The sequence below is a fragment of the Castellaniella defragrans genome (assembly GCF_014203015.1).
In the GTDB taxonomy this organism is placed as follows: Bacteria; Pseudomonadota; Gammaproteobacteria; order Burkholderiales; family Burkholderiaceae_B; genus Castellaniella; species Castellaniella defragrans.
This window is the reverse complement of record NZ_JACHIB010000010.1, coordinates 34,022-48,061: the sequence shown is the minus strand read 5'-3', so window position 1 is coordinate 48,061 and position 14,040 is coordinate 34,022. Positions and strand designations below refer to the sequence as shown.

Genomic DNA, 14,040 nt, shown 5'->3' with positions numbered 1-14,040 from the left:
CCATGAGCAACAAAGGGCAAATTCTTCAAGACCCATTCCTGAACGCCTTGCGCAAGGACCACGTGCCCGTCTCGATCTACCTGGTCAACGGGATCAAGCTGCAGGGCCAGGTCGAATCCTTCGACCAGTACGTCGTGCTGCTGCGCAACACGGTCACCCAAATGGTCTACAAGCACGCCATCTCCACCGTCGTGCCTGCCCGCCCCGTTTCCTTCCAGGTGGACGACTCTGCCGAATAATCCGCCGTCATCCACCCTTTCGCCCGCCGCGCGCCCCGGCCCGGCGGGCATTCGTTTTGTGATGGGCTGCACATGAAGTCGCTCGTCATTAGCGTCGACCTGGGCGAGCCCGACTACGCGGCCCATGCCGAGGAATTCCTCATGCTCGCCAGCGGGGCGGGGGCCGACATCGTCGAAGTCCTCACCGCGCGGCGCAGCCGGCCGGACGCCGCCGGCTTCATCGGCTCGGGCAAGATCGAGGAAGCCACCGCCCTGGTCAAGGCCACGAGGGCCGAGGTCGTGCTCTTCGACCAGGCCCTCACGCCCGCCCAGCAGCGCAACCTGGAACGCCACTTCGAGGTCCGCGTCGTCGATCGGGTGGCGCTCATCCTGGACATCTTCGCCCTGCGCGCCAAGAGCCACGAAGGCAAGCTCCAGGTCGAACTCGCCCAGCTGCAGCACCTGTCCACCCGGCTGACCCGGATGTGGACCCACCTGGAACGCCAGCGCGGCGGCATCGGCGTGCGCGGCCCCGGCGAATCGCAGCTGGAAACCGACCGACGCCTGATCGGCGTGCGCGTGCGCGCCCTGAAGGAACGCCTGGAGCGCGTCCAGCGCCAGCGGCTCACCCAGCGGCGCGCCCGGGTGCGCGGCAAGACCCTGTCGGTGTCCCTGGTCGGCTACACCAACGCCGGCAAGTCCACCCTGTTCAACGCCCTGACGCGGGCCGACGCCTACGCCGCCGACCAGCTCTTCGCCACCCTGGACACCACCACGCGCCGCGTCTGGATCGAAGGCGCCGGCCAGGTCGTCGTGTCCGACACCGTGGGCTTCATCCGGTCGCTGCCGCCGATGCTGATCGCCGCCTTCCGGGCGACCCTGGAAGAAACCGTCCATGCCGACCTGCTGCTGCACGTGATCGACGCGGCCAGCCCGCAGCGCGACGAGCAGGCCGCGGCGGTCAACCAGGTCCTGCGCGACATCGACGCCCACGAAATCCCGCAGATCCTGGTCTACAACAAAATCGACGTGGCGGGATACGAGCCGCGGGTCGAGCGAAACGAACATGGTACGATTGCGCGAGTCTTCGTCAGCGCCCTGCAGCGCAGCGGGCTGGACGGCTTGCGGCAGTCGATCGTTGAATTTGGTGGGGAGCCTACGGGAAACAATGCGTTTGATGAAACTGTTCAACCTGAATGATCCGGGCTGGGGGCGGGGCGGCCAGAACCAGAACGACGACTCCCGCGGCAAGCCCGACCCATCCTCCGGCCCGCCCGACCTCGACGAGGTCTGGCGCGATTTCAGCCGGCGCCTGAACAGCCTGTTCGGCCGCCGCGGCGGCGGACGCGGTCCCCGTCCGCCCTCGGGCGGCGGCCTGCCGTCCCTGCCCGGGCCCTCGCCCCGCTTCGTGCTGCTGCTGGTCGTCGCGGCCGTGCTGCTGTGGCTGGCGAGCGGCTTCATGATCGTCCAGGAAGGCCAGGTGTCCGTCGTCACCCGCTTCGGGCAGTATGTCAAGACGCTCAATCCAGGCCTGCAGTGGCGCCTGCCGTACCCCATCGAGGCCGCCCAGCCGGTCAACATCGCCCAGCTGCGCACCTTCGAGGTCGGCTTCCGCGGCTCGTCGCGCAACAAGGTCCTGTCCGAATCGCTGATGCTCACCAACGACGAGAACATCGTCGACGTGCAGTTCGTGGTGCAGTACCGGCTGCTGCCCGACGGCGCCCCGGCCTACCTGTTCAACACCAGCCAGCCCGACGAGTCCGTGCGCCAGGCGGCCGAGACCGCCATGCGCGAGATCGTCGGCCGCAAGCCCATGGACTTCGTCCTGTATTCGGGCCGCACCGAGGTCGCTTCCGAGGTCCAGGCCCTGGCGCAGTCCATCCTGGACCGCTACAAGACCGGCATCCAGATCTCCACCGTGGCCATCCAGAACGTCCAGCCGCCCGAGCAGGTCCAGGCCGCGTTCGACGACGCCGTCAAGGCCGGCCAGGACCGCGAGCGCCAGATCAACGAAGGCAACGCCTACGCCAGCAAGGTCATTCCCGAGTCCGAGGGCCAGGCGGCCCGCATGATCCAGGAATCCGAAGGCTACAGCGCCAAGGTCATCGGCCAGGCCCAGGGCGACACCTCGCGCTTCGACAGCATCGCCGCCGAATATGCCAAGGCGCCCGGCGTCACGCGCGAGCGCCTGTACCTGGAAACCATGCAGGACATCCTGAGCGACAGCGCCAAGATCATGATCGACGCGCCGGTGGGCAACAACATGCTCTACCTGCCGCTCGACAAGATCATGGGCCAGGCCGCGCGCACGGCCGGGGGCTCCTCCTCATCGGGTTCGCGCGACGCCGGCTCGTCCGGCGGATCGGCGCCGGCCGCCGCCGGCGGCGCCCAGGCCGCCCAGGGGCAGTCCGGCTCCGGCCGTGCGTCGCAGCGGGGCGTGCCCTCCGGCCTGGACGGCCTGATGACCAGCCCGTATTCCAACTAGGAGCCCAAGATGCAACGCTTTTTTCCCGCCCTGGTCGGTCTGGTCGTGCTGGTCGCGGTGCTGTCCTCGTGCATGTTCGTCGTGCGCGAGCGCGATTCCGCGCTGCTGTTCGCCCTGGGCGAAGTCCGCGAAACCATCACCAAGCCGGGGCTGTACTTCAAGTTCCCGCCGCCCTTCGAGAACGTCGTCTACCTGGACAAGCGCCTGCAGACCATCGAGACGCGCGATCCCGAACGCATCCAGACCGCCGAAAAGAAAAACCTGCTGATCGACTCCTTCGTCAAGTGGCGCATCGCCGATCCGCGCCAGTACTACGTCACCTTCGGCGCCAACAGCAATGCCGCGGTCGAACGCCTCCAGGCGCAGATCCGCGACGCCCTGAATGCCGCCGTCAACGTGCGCACCGTCAAGCAGGTCGTCTCCAGCGACCGCGACACCATCATGAAGGAAATCCAGACCGCCGTGGCGCGCCGCGCCCAGCCGCTGGGCGTGGACGTGGTCGACGTGCGCCTGCGGCGCATCGATTTCGCGCCGGAGATCTCCGAATCCGTCTACCGCCGCATGGAAGCCGAACGCAAGCAGGAAGCCAACCGCCTGCGCGCCAGCGGCGCGGCCGACAGCGAACGCATCCGCGCCGAGGCCGACCGCAAGCGCCAGGAAATCCTGGCCAGGGCCTACGCCGAAGCCCAGGCCAAGCGCGGCGAGGGCGATGCCACCGCGGCCGCCATCTACGCCAAGTCCTACGGCCAGGACCCCGAGTTCTACAGCTTCTACAAAAGCCTCGACGCGTACCGCTCGGCCTTCGCCGACCAGAACGGCACTCTGGTCCTGAGCCCGGATTCGGACTTCTTCCGCTTCTGGGACCGCGCCGCGGGCGGCCAGTCCGCCGCGCAGCCCGCCGTACGCTGAACGAGGACCGACCGACCATGATGTCAAGCTGGCTGCTGCCGGAAAACCTGTCGGACGTCCTGCCCGCCGAGGCGCGCCGCATCGAGGAATTGCGCCGCGAACTGCTGGACCTCTACCGCACCTACGGCTTCGAGCTCGTCGCCCCGCCGATGGTGGAATACCTCGACTCCCTGATGCCGGCCAACGACGAGGCCCTGCGCCTGCGCACCTGCAAGCTGGTGGACCAGCTCTCGGGCCTGACCATGGGCGTGCGCGCCGACATGACCATCCAGGTCTCGCGCATCGACGCCCATCTGCTCAACCGCGAGGGCGTCACCCGGCTGTGCTATTGCGGGCCGGTGGTGCATGCGCGCGCGGCCGGCCTGATGGCCGACCGCGAGCTGCTGCAGATCGGCGCCGAGATCTTCGGCCACGCCGGCGTGCAGGCCGACATCGAATCGATCCGCCTGGCGCTGGAATCCGTGCGCCGCGCCGGCGTGCGCCAGCCGCGCCTGGACCTGAACCATCCCGGCGTCGGACGCGCCCTGGTGGACGCCGATCCGGCCCTGGCCGAGGCCGGGGACGCGGTCTTCGACCTGCTCAGCGCCAAGGACGCGCCCGGCCTGGAAGCCCTGTGCGCCGAATGCGGCGCGCGCGCCGACAGCCTGGCCGCGCTGCGCACCCTGACCACCCTGTACGGCGGCCTGCCGGTGCTGGACCGCGCCCGCGAATGCCTGCCGGCCCTGCCGGCCCTGCGGGCCGCGCTGGACGACCTGCGGACCCTGTGCGCGGCCCTGCCGGACGCGCCCATCGCGCTGGACCTGGCGGACATGGGGGGGGGCTACGGCTACCACTCCGGCGTCATGTTCGCCATCTACGCGGCGGGCTGGCACGACGCCCTGGTGCGCGGCGGCCGCTACGACGGCATCGGCCGCAAGTTCGGCCGCGCCCGGCCGGCCACCGGTTTCAGCCTGGACCTGCGCAAGCTCTCCGCGGGCCTGCCCGACGCGCGGCCCATCCAGGCCATCCGCGCGCCCTGGTCCGACGATCCCGCCCTGACGGATGCCATCCGCGCGCTGCGCGCCCAGGGGCGCGTGGTGATCCAGGCGCTGCCGGGCGAATCCCAGCGTCCGGACGAATTCTTCGTCGATCAGGAATTGGCCGCCACCGGCGACGGCTGGGCGCTGCGCCCCCTGGACGGCGCCGCCTGAGCGGCGGCATCCGCCGGACATCGTCACCGATGGTATAAACTAACCCGTTTCCCATGGCGGCATTCCGTCGCCTTTTGAAAGACCTATGAGCAAGAACATCGTCGTGATCGGCACCCAGTGGGGTGACGAAGGCAAGGGCAAGATCGTCGACTGGCTGGCCGAGTCGGCTCAGGGCGTCGTGCGCTTCCAGGGCGGCCACAACGCCGGCCATACCCTGTGGATCAACGGCCGCAAGACCATCCTGCGCCTGATCCCCTCGGGCATCATGCATCCGCACGTCACCTGCTACATCGGCAACGGCGTGGTGCTCTCGCCCGAGGCCCTGCTGGCCGAGATCGGCGAACTCGAAGCCGCCGGCCTGGACGTGCGTTCGCGCCTGCAGATCTCCGCCGCCTGCCCGCTGATCCTGCCCTACCACGTGGCGCTGGACCAGGCCCGCGAGGCGCGCAAGGGCGAAGGCAAGATCGGCACCACGGGCCGCGGCATCGGCCCCGCGTACGAGGACAAGGTCGCGCGCCGCGCGCTGCGCGTGCAGGACCTGTACGATCCGGCCGTGTTCGACGAAAAGCTCGCCGAGGTCCTCGACTATCACAATTTCGTGCTGACCCGCTACCTGGACGCCAAGCCGGTAGACGCCGGCGAGGTGCGCGACCTGGTCATGGGCCTGGCGCCGCGGCTCGAGCCCATGGTGGCCGACGTCTCCAGCAACCTGCACATCGCGCGCCGCGCCGGGCACAACCTGCTCTTCGAGGGCGCGCAGGGCACGCTGCTGGACATCGACCACGGCACCTATCCCTTCGTCACCAGCAGCAACTGTGTGGCGGGCGCCGCGGCGGCCGGCGCGGGCGTCGGCCCGCAGGTCCTGGACTACGTCCTGGGCATCGCCAAGGCCTATACCACGCGCGTCGGCTCGGGCCCGTTCCCCACCGAGCTGCTGGACGACACCGGCCTGCGCCTGGCCACGGTGGGCAAGGAATTCGGCTCGGTCACGGGGCGTCCGCGCCGCTGCGGCTGGTTCGACGGCGCGGCCATGAAGCGCTCGGTCATGATCAATGGCCTGACGGGCCTGTGCATCACCAAGCTGGACGTGCTCGACGGCGTCGAGCAGCTCAAGATCGGCGTGGGCTACCGCTACAAGGGCAAGTTCCTCGACGTGCTGCCCTACGGCGCCCATGCCGCCGCCGAGGCCGAGCCCGTGCTGGAAGAAATGGCCGGCTGGTCCGAGTCCACGGTGGGCATCACCGAATACGACAAGCTGCCGGTCAACGCGCGCCGCTACCTCGAACGCATCGCCGAAGTCTGCGACGTGCCGATCGACATGGTCTCGACCGGCCCCGACCGGCTGGAAACCATCGTCCTGCGCAATCCCCTGCAGGGCTGACGCGCCGGAACACCCCGAAACCGCAAGCCTGCTTGCGGTTTTTTCATTCTTCTTTTTTTCATTCTTCTTCACTCGAACGGGAAACACCGATGAGCATGCCACCGAGCACGGAGCGCGACCTCTGGGTCAGCTGGGAACAGTACCATGGCCTGATCGAGCGCCTGGCGCTGCAGGTCCACGAATCGGGCTGGGCCTTCGACAAGATCCTCTGCCTGGCGCGCGGCGGCGTGCGGGTGGGCGACGTGCTGTCGCGCATCTTCGACCTGCCGCTGGGCATCCTGGCGACCAGCAGCTACCGCGAGGCGGCCGGCACGGTCCAGGGCCAGCTCGACATCGCCCAGTTCATCACCATCACGCGCGGCACGCTGGACGGCCGGGTGTTGCTGGTGGACGACATGGTGGATACCGGCCTGACCTTCACCCGGGTGCGCGACCACCTGGTCAGGCAGTTTCCCGGCATCACCGAACTGCGCACCGCCGTGCTGTGGCAAAAAGGCCATGCCAAGGTCCAGCCCGACTACTTCGTCGAGCACCTGCCGACCAACCCCTGGATCCACCAGCCTTTCGAGGACTACGACAGCCTGCGTCCGCACCAGCTGGAATCCTGGATCCGCAAGGGCGTGCGCACGGCGTATCCGGATTCGTCGAAGTAATCCTGTTTTTGGGCTCGGGCCCTGTTTTCCGGCTCGGGTCCCGTTTTCCGGGGGGCGCGCCGGTTTTCACTTGCGGCTGGACTCTTTCGCGGATTTTTCTGCATGCGCCCGGCCCGCCGGCCCCCGGGTTCCGGGACAGGCTGCGAACAGTCCCTCCGCCCAGAGGCCATCGGGCCTGGGGTCGGTGGCGTGCGGGGACTGGCGGGGGTTTGGTGTGCGGGGTGGGCCAATCGGCCGAGGTGCACCCTGGAAGAACGCGAACCATGGTTTCCCGCCTGGATTCGTGCTAGAATCTTTCGTCTAACCAGGAATTTTCCTTTAACTTCACCGTGGGCGCACCGGGATCGAATTTCCGACGTCCATGAATTTACAGGCTTTCAAGGATTTACATGCCGATTGTCCGCCTCAAAGAAAACGAGCCCTTCGAGGCTGCCCTGCGGCGCTTCAAGCGCACCATCGAAAAGACGGGGCTTCTCACCGAGCTGCGCTCGCGCGAGTTTTATGAAAAGCCCACGGCCGAGCGCAAGCGCAAGCGTGCCGCCGCCGTCAAGCGTCACTACAAGCGCATCCGCAGCCAACAACTGCCGCCGCGACTCTATTGATTGATTCCTGAATCCTTCATTCAGGAACTGCTTGCGCGCGTCGATATCGTCGACGTCGTCGGCCGGTACGTCAAGCTGCGCAAAGGGGGCGCAAACCTGCTGGGTTTGTGCCCTTTTCACAATGAAAAGACGCCCTCGTTCACCGTCAGCCCGACCAAGCAGTTCTACCATTGCTTCGGCTGCGGCGCGCACGGCACCGCGCTGCGGTTCCTGAGCGAGCACACCGGGGCGCCGTTCCCGGAGGCCGTGCGCAGCCTCGCGGCCAGCGTGGGCATGACCGTGCCCGAAGAACCCCGCAGCCCCCGCCAGCGCGCCGCCGACCGCGAACGCCGCGAGGAAGGCTCGCGCCAGCAGCACATCCTGGAGCAGGCCCAGGCGCATTACCGCGCCGCCCTGAAGCAGGCGCCCGAGGCCGTCGAATACCTGAAGCGCCGCGGCCTGAGCGGCGAGATCGCCGCGCGCTTCGGCCTGGGCTGGGCCAGCCGCGACCGGCGCGGGCTGGCGGCGGTCTTCACGCACTACGAGGACCCGGCCCTGCTGGAATCGGGACTGGTGATCGAAGCCGAGGACGGCCGGCGCCACGACCGCTTCCGCGGCCGGATTATGTTCCCCATCCACAACCAGCGCGGCCAGCTGATCGGCTTCGGCGGCCGGCTGATCGAGCCGGGCGAACCCAAGTACCTGAATTCCCCCGAGACCAGCCTGTTTTCCAAGGGCAACGAGCTCTACGGCCTGCACGAGGCGCGCGCCGGCATCCGCGCCGAGGGCTGCGTGCTGGTGGTCGAGGGCTACATGGACGTGGTGGCCCTGGCCCAGTACGGGCTGAACAACGCCGTGGCGACGCTGGGCACGTCCACCACGCCCGAGCACCTGCGCAAGCTGCGCCGCGCCAGCGACCGCATCGTCTTCAGCTTCGACGGCGACGGCGCCGGGCGCAAGGCCGCCTGGCGGGCCCTGCAGGCCTGCCTGCCCTGGGTGGCCGAAGACCTCTCCATGCGTTTCCTGTTCCTGCCGGAAGGCCACGATCCGGACTCCTACGTGCGGGCCTACGGCGTCCAGGCCCTGCGCGCCCATCTGGACGAGGCCGTGCCCCTGTCGCGCTTCATGCTCGACGAGCTGGCCGGGCGCCACGACCTGGACGAGGCCGAGGGCCGGGCCGCCTGCGTGCACGAGGCCCGGCCGCTGTTCGCGCAGATGCCCGAAGGCGGATTCCGCCTGCAGCTGGAGCGCGAATTCGCCCGCCAGGTCCGCCTGACGCCCGAGGAACTGGCGCAGCTCCTGGCCGCCGCGCCGGCGGCCGGCGCCCCTGGACCGCTTCCCGGGACGGGGCGGCGGCCGGCCGGGCAGGGGCAGGGGCAGGGGCAGGGGCAGGGCGGCGCGGCCCCCGCTTCGGGCGGCGCCGCGCGGTTCGCCCGGGGGCAGGGCGGCCATGCGCCGGAGCCGGAAGACGGCCCCTGGCCGGGCGCCGGGGACCTCGGCGCGGGCCTGGCGCCGGACGCCGTGCCGCCGTGGCTGGACGACGCGCCGCCGCAGGCGCCGCGCGCGCCGGGCCGCCCGCCGCGCCGGGGCGGGGGATCGCGCCAGGTCACGCCCATGGCGCGCCGGCTGCTGCGGCTGCTGCTGGCGCATCCCGCCCTGGTGGCGGGGCTGGGCGACCACCAGCTTGAATTACTCGCCCATCATCCCCATCTGGGTCTGGTGAGGCAGCTCATCGGCCTGGCCAGCACCTGCGGCGCCGCGCATGCCGGGGCGCTGCTGCAGGCCGCCGATCCCGAATCGGACCTCGCGCGGGCGATCCAGGACCTGTCCACCGAACTGATGGCCCAGGACCTGCCCGATCCGCAGGCCGAATGGGACGACGCCCTGCGGGCCATCGAGCGCCAGACGGTGCAGGACCAGTGCGACCGGCTGATCGAATCGGGGCTGGAGACGGCGGAAGACCGCCGCCGCTACCAGGAGCTCAGCCGCCGCCTGGCCCGCCTCAAGGCGGGAGGTGGATGAGGCCGGACACAGGACAGTCCCTGCGGACTGTCCTGTGCCGGCCGAATCCGACCGGCCTGCAGGCCGGGAGGTGGAGAGATGCCACAATTTGGAGATGGCTCCGCCGGCCGAATCCGACCGGCCTGCAGGCCGGGAGGTGGAGAGATGTCACGGTTTGAAAATGTCACTGTCTGCCGGATGCAGTAAACTATATGGTTTTCAATAAGTTGTCGCATATCGTGGTACAACCCGCGGTGCACCCCTACGGAACCCACACATGACCCAAGGAACTGGCAAGGCCCCCGAGGCCGCCAAAAAAACGGCTGCCAAGAAAACCAAGGCGGCGGGCGTCGCGCCCGAAGCCGAGGTGAAGTCGGCCGGGGTGGCAGCTGCGGAGTCCGCAGCGCCCGTGGCCAAGAAGGCCGCCCGCAAGGCCGCGGCTGAAAAGCCCGCGGCTGTGAAAAAGGCCGCCAAGGCCGTGCCCTCGGGGCGCAAGCCCGGCCGTCCGGCCAAGAACGCCGGCGGCGACGGGGCCGACTACGTGGACGACGACGTCGAGGACGGCGAGGTCATTCCCGACCTCAAGCCGCTGCCCAAGCGCGGCGGCAAGCGCGCCAAGGGCGAGAAGGACAGCCCCTCGCGCAGCCAGATGACGCCCGAGGAACAGGAAGCCCGGCGCAACCGCCTGAAGATCCTGATCAAGCTCGGCAAGGACCGCGGCTACCTCACCTACGGCGAGATCAACGACCACCTGCCCGACGACCTGGTGGACGCCGAGGCCATCGACGGCATCATCAGCACCTTCAGCGACATGGGGATCTCGGTCTACGACCAGGCGCCGGACGCCGAGACCCTGCTGATGAGCGACAACGTGCCCACGGCCGCCAGCGACGACGACGTCGAGGACGAGGCCGAGGCCGCCCTGACCACCGTGGATTCGGACTTCGGCCGCACCACCGACCCGGTGCGCATGTACATGCGCGAAATGGGCACGGTCGAGCTCCTCACCCGCGAAGGCGAAATCGAGATCGCCAAGCGCATCGAGGACGGCCTCAAGCACATGGTCATGGCCATCGCGGCCTGCCCGACCACGGTCAACGAGATCCTGGAACACGTGCGCCGCGTGCGCGAGGGCTCGGCCCAGATCGACGAGGTCGTGGACGGCCTGATCGACGAGGAAGGCGAGGACTACGCCGGCTCCGGCGTGGCCTCGGACGAGGACGACGGCCCGGCCGGCGGCATGAGCAGCAAGCAGTTGGAATACCTGCGCACCAAGGCCCTCAAGATCTTCGACGAAGTCGAAGTCTGGTTCGACAGGATGCGCCAGGCCTTCGAGGCCGAAGGCTACCGTTCCGCCGCCTACGTCCAGGCGCGCGAGGCCATCCACGCCCAGCTGATGGGCGTGCGCTTCACCGCCAAGATGGTCGAGCGCCTGGCCGACGCCCTGCGCGCCCAGGTCGCCGAAGTCCGCGCCCAGGAGCGCGCCGCCATGGCGATCTGCGTCACCCGCGCCGGCATGCCGCGCAACCACTTCATCAAGGCCTTCCCCGGCAACGAGACCAATCTCGGCTGGGTGGACGAGGAAGTCGCCGCCGGCCACGACTACTCCGAGACCCTGGCGCGCCACGCCCCGGCGATCCAGGAAATCCAGCAGAAGCTGATCGAACTGCAGCGCAACGTGGTGCTGCCCCTGAAGGACCTGAAGGACGTCAACAAGCGCATGGCCACCGGCGAAGCCAAGGCCCGCAAGGCCAAGCGCGAAATGACCGAGGCCAACCTGCGCCTGGTGATTTCCATCGCCAAGAAATACACCAATCGCGGCCTGCAGTTCCTCGACCTGATCCAGGAAGGCAACATCGGCCTGATGAAGGCCGTGGACAAGTTCGAGTACCGGCGCGGCTACAAGTTCTCCACCTACGCCACGTGGTGGATCCGCCAGGCCATCACCCGTTCGATCGCCGACCAGGCGCGCACCATCCGCATCCCGGTGCACATGATCGAGACGATCAACAAGATGAACCGGATCAACCGCCAGATCCTGCAGGAGACCGGCGCCGAGCCGGATCCCGCCACGCTGGCGCAGAAGATGGACATGCCGGAAGACAAGGTCCGCAAGATCCTCAAGATCGCCAAGGAACCGATCTCGATGGAAACCCCCATCGGCGACGACGACGATTCCCACCTGGGCGATTTCATCGAGGACACCGGCACCGTCTCGCCGTCCGATTCGGCGCTGCACGGCTCCATGCGCGACGTCGTCAAGGAAGTCCTGGATTCGCTCACCCCGCGCGAAGCCAAGGTCCTGCGCATGCGCTTCGGCATCGAGATGAGCACCGACCAGACCCTGGAAGAAGTCGGCAAGCAGTTCGACGTCACGCGCGAGCGCATCCGCCAGATCGAGGCCAAGGCCCTGCGCAAGCTGCGCCACCCCAGCCGCGCGGACAAGCTCAAGTCCTTCCTCGAAGGGCAGTGACCAGGGCCTTTCCGGGCCGTTGCCGGATCGACGGGGCCGCCTTCGGGCGGCCCCGTTTCAATTTCGGCGCTTCAGTCTTTCAGCGTCCCGGTCTTCCGGTTCGTTGAACCGCCGGTGTCCCGGCCTTTCAGCATCCCATCCTCCCGGCGCCTCAGCCTTTCAGCTTGCGGTACAGCGTGCTGCGGTGGATGCCCAGGCGGCGCGCGGCGCGGCTGACGTTGCCCTGGCAGGCGCGCAGGGCCTGTTCGATGGCCTGGCGTTCCAGCGCGCGCAGGCCCGCGGCCGGCGGGGTCGCACCCGTGTCCGTGTCCGACAGGCCGGTGCCGATGCCGATGCCGGCACCGGTCCGGGCCGCCGGCGCCCCGCCGCGGAACGCATCGGCGAGGGCGATCGGACCGATGCCGTCCGGGCCGATGCCGTCCGCACCGATGCCGTCCGCACCGATGCCGCCTGGGCCGATGCCGTCTGGACCGGCGGGCGCGCAGGCCGGCGGCGCGATGTCTCCGGGCAGGTCGCGGGCCGCGACGGGCGCGGGCCCCGGGTGCTGGCAGCGCAGCCGGCGCAGCACGCTGAACAGTTCCCGGTAATTGCCCGGCCAGTCGTGGCGGGCCAGCGCGGCCAGCGCATCGCCGGCCAGGTGGCCCTCCAGGGCCCGGTAGGCGTCGCCGATGAAGGCCGCCAGGTCGGGCCGCGCGCGCAGCGGCGGCAGCTGCAGCGGCATGTCCTGCAGGCGGTAGTACAGGTCGGCGCGGAACCGGCCCTGCGCCACCAGTGACTTCAAGTCCTGGTGGCTGGCGCTGATCAGGCCGAATTCCAGGGGCACGCGCTTGTCCGAGCCCAGGGGCTGGACCTCGCGCTCCTGCAGGACCCGCAGCAGCCGGGTCTGCAGCGCCAGCGGCATGTCGCCGATCTCGTCCAGGAACAGCACACCGCCCTGCGCCTGCCGCAGCAGGCCGCGCGCGCCTTCGCGCCGCGCGCCGGTGAAGGCGCCCGGCTCGTAGCCGAAGAGTTCGGATTCGACCAGGTGCTCAGGCAGGGCGGCGCAGTTGATGGCGACGAAGGGCCCGGTGCGCCAGACGCTGCGGGCGTGGATGTGGCGCGACAGGACTTCCTTGCCCGTGCCGGTCTCGCCGCACAGCAGGACCGCCAGGCCCGTGTCCAGGGCGCGCACGGCCTGGTCCAGCAGGGGGCTGCTGACCGCGTCGGGCTCGGGCAGGGGACGGGCCGTGGGGCGGACGGGCGCCGGGGCCGGGGGTCGCGCCGTTGCCGGCGGCGCGGGCGCGGGGCGTGCCGGCGCGGGCGGCGGCCCGATCAGGCGGCCGGTCAGGGGCTGGCCGTCGTGGCGGTGCAGCGGCGCGTCGCGGCTGCGCAGCGGCCCGTCGATCCATTGCGCGCAGGGCGTGCCGATCAGGCGGCCCCAGTCGGCGTCCAGCGCGCGCAGGGCGGCCTCGTTGGCGCCGGCGATGCGGGCATCGTCGTCCAGCAGCAGCAGGGCGTGGCCGTCGTCCTCCGGCCCCCGGCCGAGGCGGAAATCCAGCCGGCGCAGCGGGCTTTCGCCCAGGATCTGGTCGGCGATGCCCCGCGCCATGCGCTGCACCAGGGCCAGCATGGTGTCGCGCATGTCGTCGGCCGGGCCGGACAGGTCGAGGATGCCGAGGATCTCGCCGGTGGCCGAGAAGATGGGCGCGGCGTGGCAGCTGAGGATGCTGTTGCAGGCGAGGAAATGCTCCGCGCCGTGGATGCGCACGGCGCGGCCGTCGTGCAGGGCCGTGCCGATGGCGTTGGTGCCGCGCAGGGGCTCGGCCCAGCTGACGCCGGGCTGCAGCGCCACGCGGCGCGCCTTGTCCTGGAAGCTGCGGCTGCCGCGTTCGTGCAGGATCAGGCCGCTGGGGTCGGCCAGCAGCACGACGCTGTGCGCCGAATCCGCCAGCGTGCCCAGCGCCCCCAGGCTGGGCTCGGCGGCGCGCAACAGGTGCCGGTGGGCCTCGCGGCGCAGGTCCAGGTCGGCGCGGGGCAGGGGATTGGGATCGGCCAGCAATGCGGGATCGAGGTCGGCGCAGCGCGCCCAGGACTGGTGGATGCGCGTCGCCGCCTGCGGGCGGGCGCCCGGCGCCAGGTGGATCGTGGGCGGTGTCTGCATGGAGTCCTC

General features: G+C 69.7%; 11 protein-coding genes. 10 read left to right on the top strand and 1 reads right to left on the bottom strand.

The features are described from left to right. Positions 1 to 2: 2 nt before the first annotated feature. The 10 genes from hfq (at position 3) to rpoD (ending at position 11,891) form a co-directional block, all read left to right on the top strand. Positions 3 to 239 (top strand): RNA chaperone Hfq, encoded by a 237-nt coding sequence (gene hfq / locus HNR28_RS09545; RefSeq protein WP_043681925.1) that lies wholly within the window; start codon positions 3 to 5, stop codon positions 237 to 239. Positions 240 to 311: 72 nt separating this feature from the next. Beyond that, complete coding sequence (gene hflX, locus HNR28_RS09540; protein WP_043681928.1) at positions 312 to 1,418, top strand: GTPase HflX; 1,107 nt, start codon at positions 312 to 314, stop codon at positions 1,416 to 1,418. Then, complete coding sequence (gene hflK, locus HNR28_RS09535; protein ID WP_043681931.1) at positions 1,387 to 2,703, top strand: FtsH protease activity modulator HflK; 1,317 nt, start codon at positions 1,387 to 1,389, stop codon at positions 2,701 to 2,703. The genes hflX and hflK overlap by 32 nt, the downstream gene beginning before the upstream one ends. 9 nt (positions 2,704 to 2,712) lie before the next feature. Then, on the top strand, positions 2,713 to 3,612 hold the full coding sequence (gene hflC / locus HNR28_RS09530) for a protease modulator HflC (protein WP_151024694.1): 900 nt from the start codon (positions 2,713 to 2,715) through the stop codon (positions 3,610 to 3,612). Positions 3,613 to 3,632: 20 nt separating this feature from the next. Beyond that, positions 3,633 to 4,802: an ATP phosphoribosyltransferase regulatory subunit gene (locus tag HNR28_RS09525; protein WP_151024700.1), complete on the top strand. Its 1,170-nt coding sequence runs from the start codon at positions 3,633 to 3,635 to the stop codon at positions 4,800 to 4,802. An 85-nt stretch (positions 4,803 to 4,887) separates the two neighbouring features. Then, entirely contained in the window at positions 4,888 to 6,183 is a 1,296-nt protein-coding gene (locus tag HNR28_RS09520) for an adenylosuccinate synthase (protein ID WP_151024693.1), read from the top strand. 89 nt (positions 6,184 to 6,272) lie between these two features. Continuing rightward, positions 6,273 to 6,836: a phosphoribosyltransferase gene (locus HNR28_RS09515; protein ID WP_043681940.1), complete on the top strand. Its 564-nt coding sequence runs from the start codon at positions 6,273 to 6,275 to the stop codon at positions 6,834 to 6,836. Positions 6,837 to 7,225: 389 nt separating this feature from the next. Continuing rightward, positions 7,226 to 7,438 (top strand): 30S ribosomal protein S21, encoded by a 213-nt coding sequence (gene rpsU, locus HNR28_RS09510; RefSeq protein ID WP_043681943.1) that lies wholly within the window; start codon positions 7,226 to 7,228, stop codon positions 7,436 to 7,438. Then, positions 7,439 to 9,439 (top strand): DNA primase, encoded by a 2,001-nt coding sequence (dnaG, locus tag HNR28_RS09505; RefSeq protein ID WP_184142807.1) that lies wholly within the window; start codon positions 7,439 to 7,441, stop codon positions 9,437 to 9,439. Positions 9,440 to 9,695: 256 nt separating this feature from the next. Continuing rightward, complete coding sequence (gene rpoD / locus HNR28_RS09500) at positions 9,696 to 11,891, top strand: RNA polymerase sigma factor RpoD (RefSeq protein WP_043681948.1); 2,196 nt, start codon at positions 9,696 to 9,698, stop codon at positions 11,889 to 11,891. 151 nt (positions 11,892 to 12,042) lie between these two features. Here the strand turns inward: rpoD and HNR28_RS09495 are convergent, their stop codons facing one another. After that, complete coding sequence (locus HNR28_RS09495) at positions 12,043 to 14,031, bottom strand: sigma-54-dependent Fis family transcriptional regulator (protein WP_184142804.1); 1,989 nt, start codon at positions 14,029 to 14,031, stop codon at positions 12,043 to 12,045. Positions 14,032 to 14,040 lie beyond the last annotated feature (9 nt).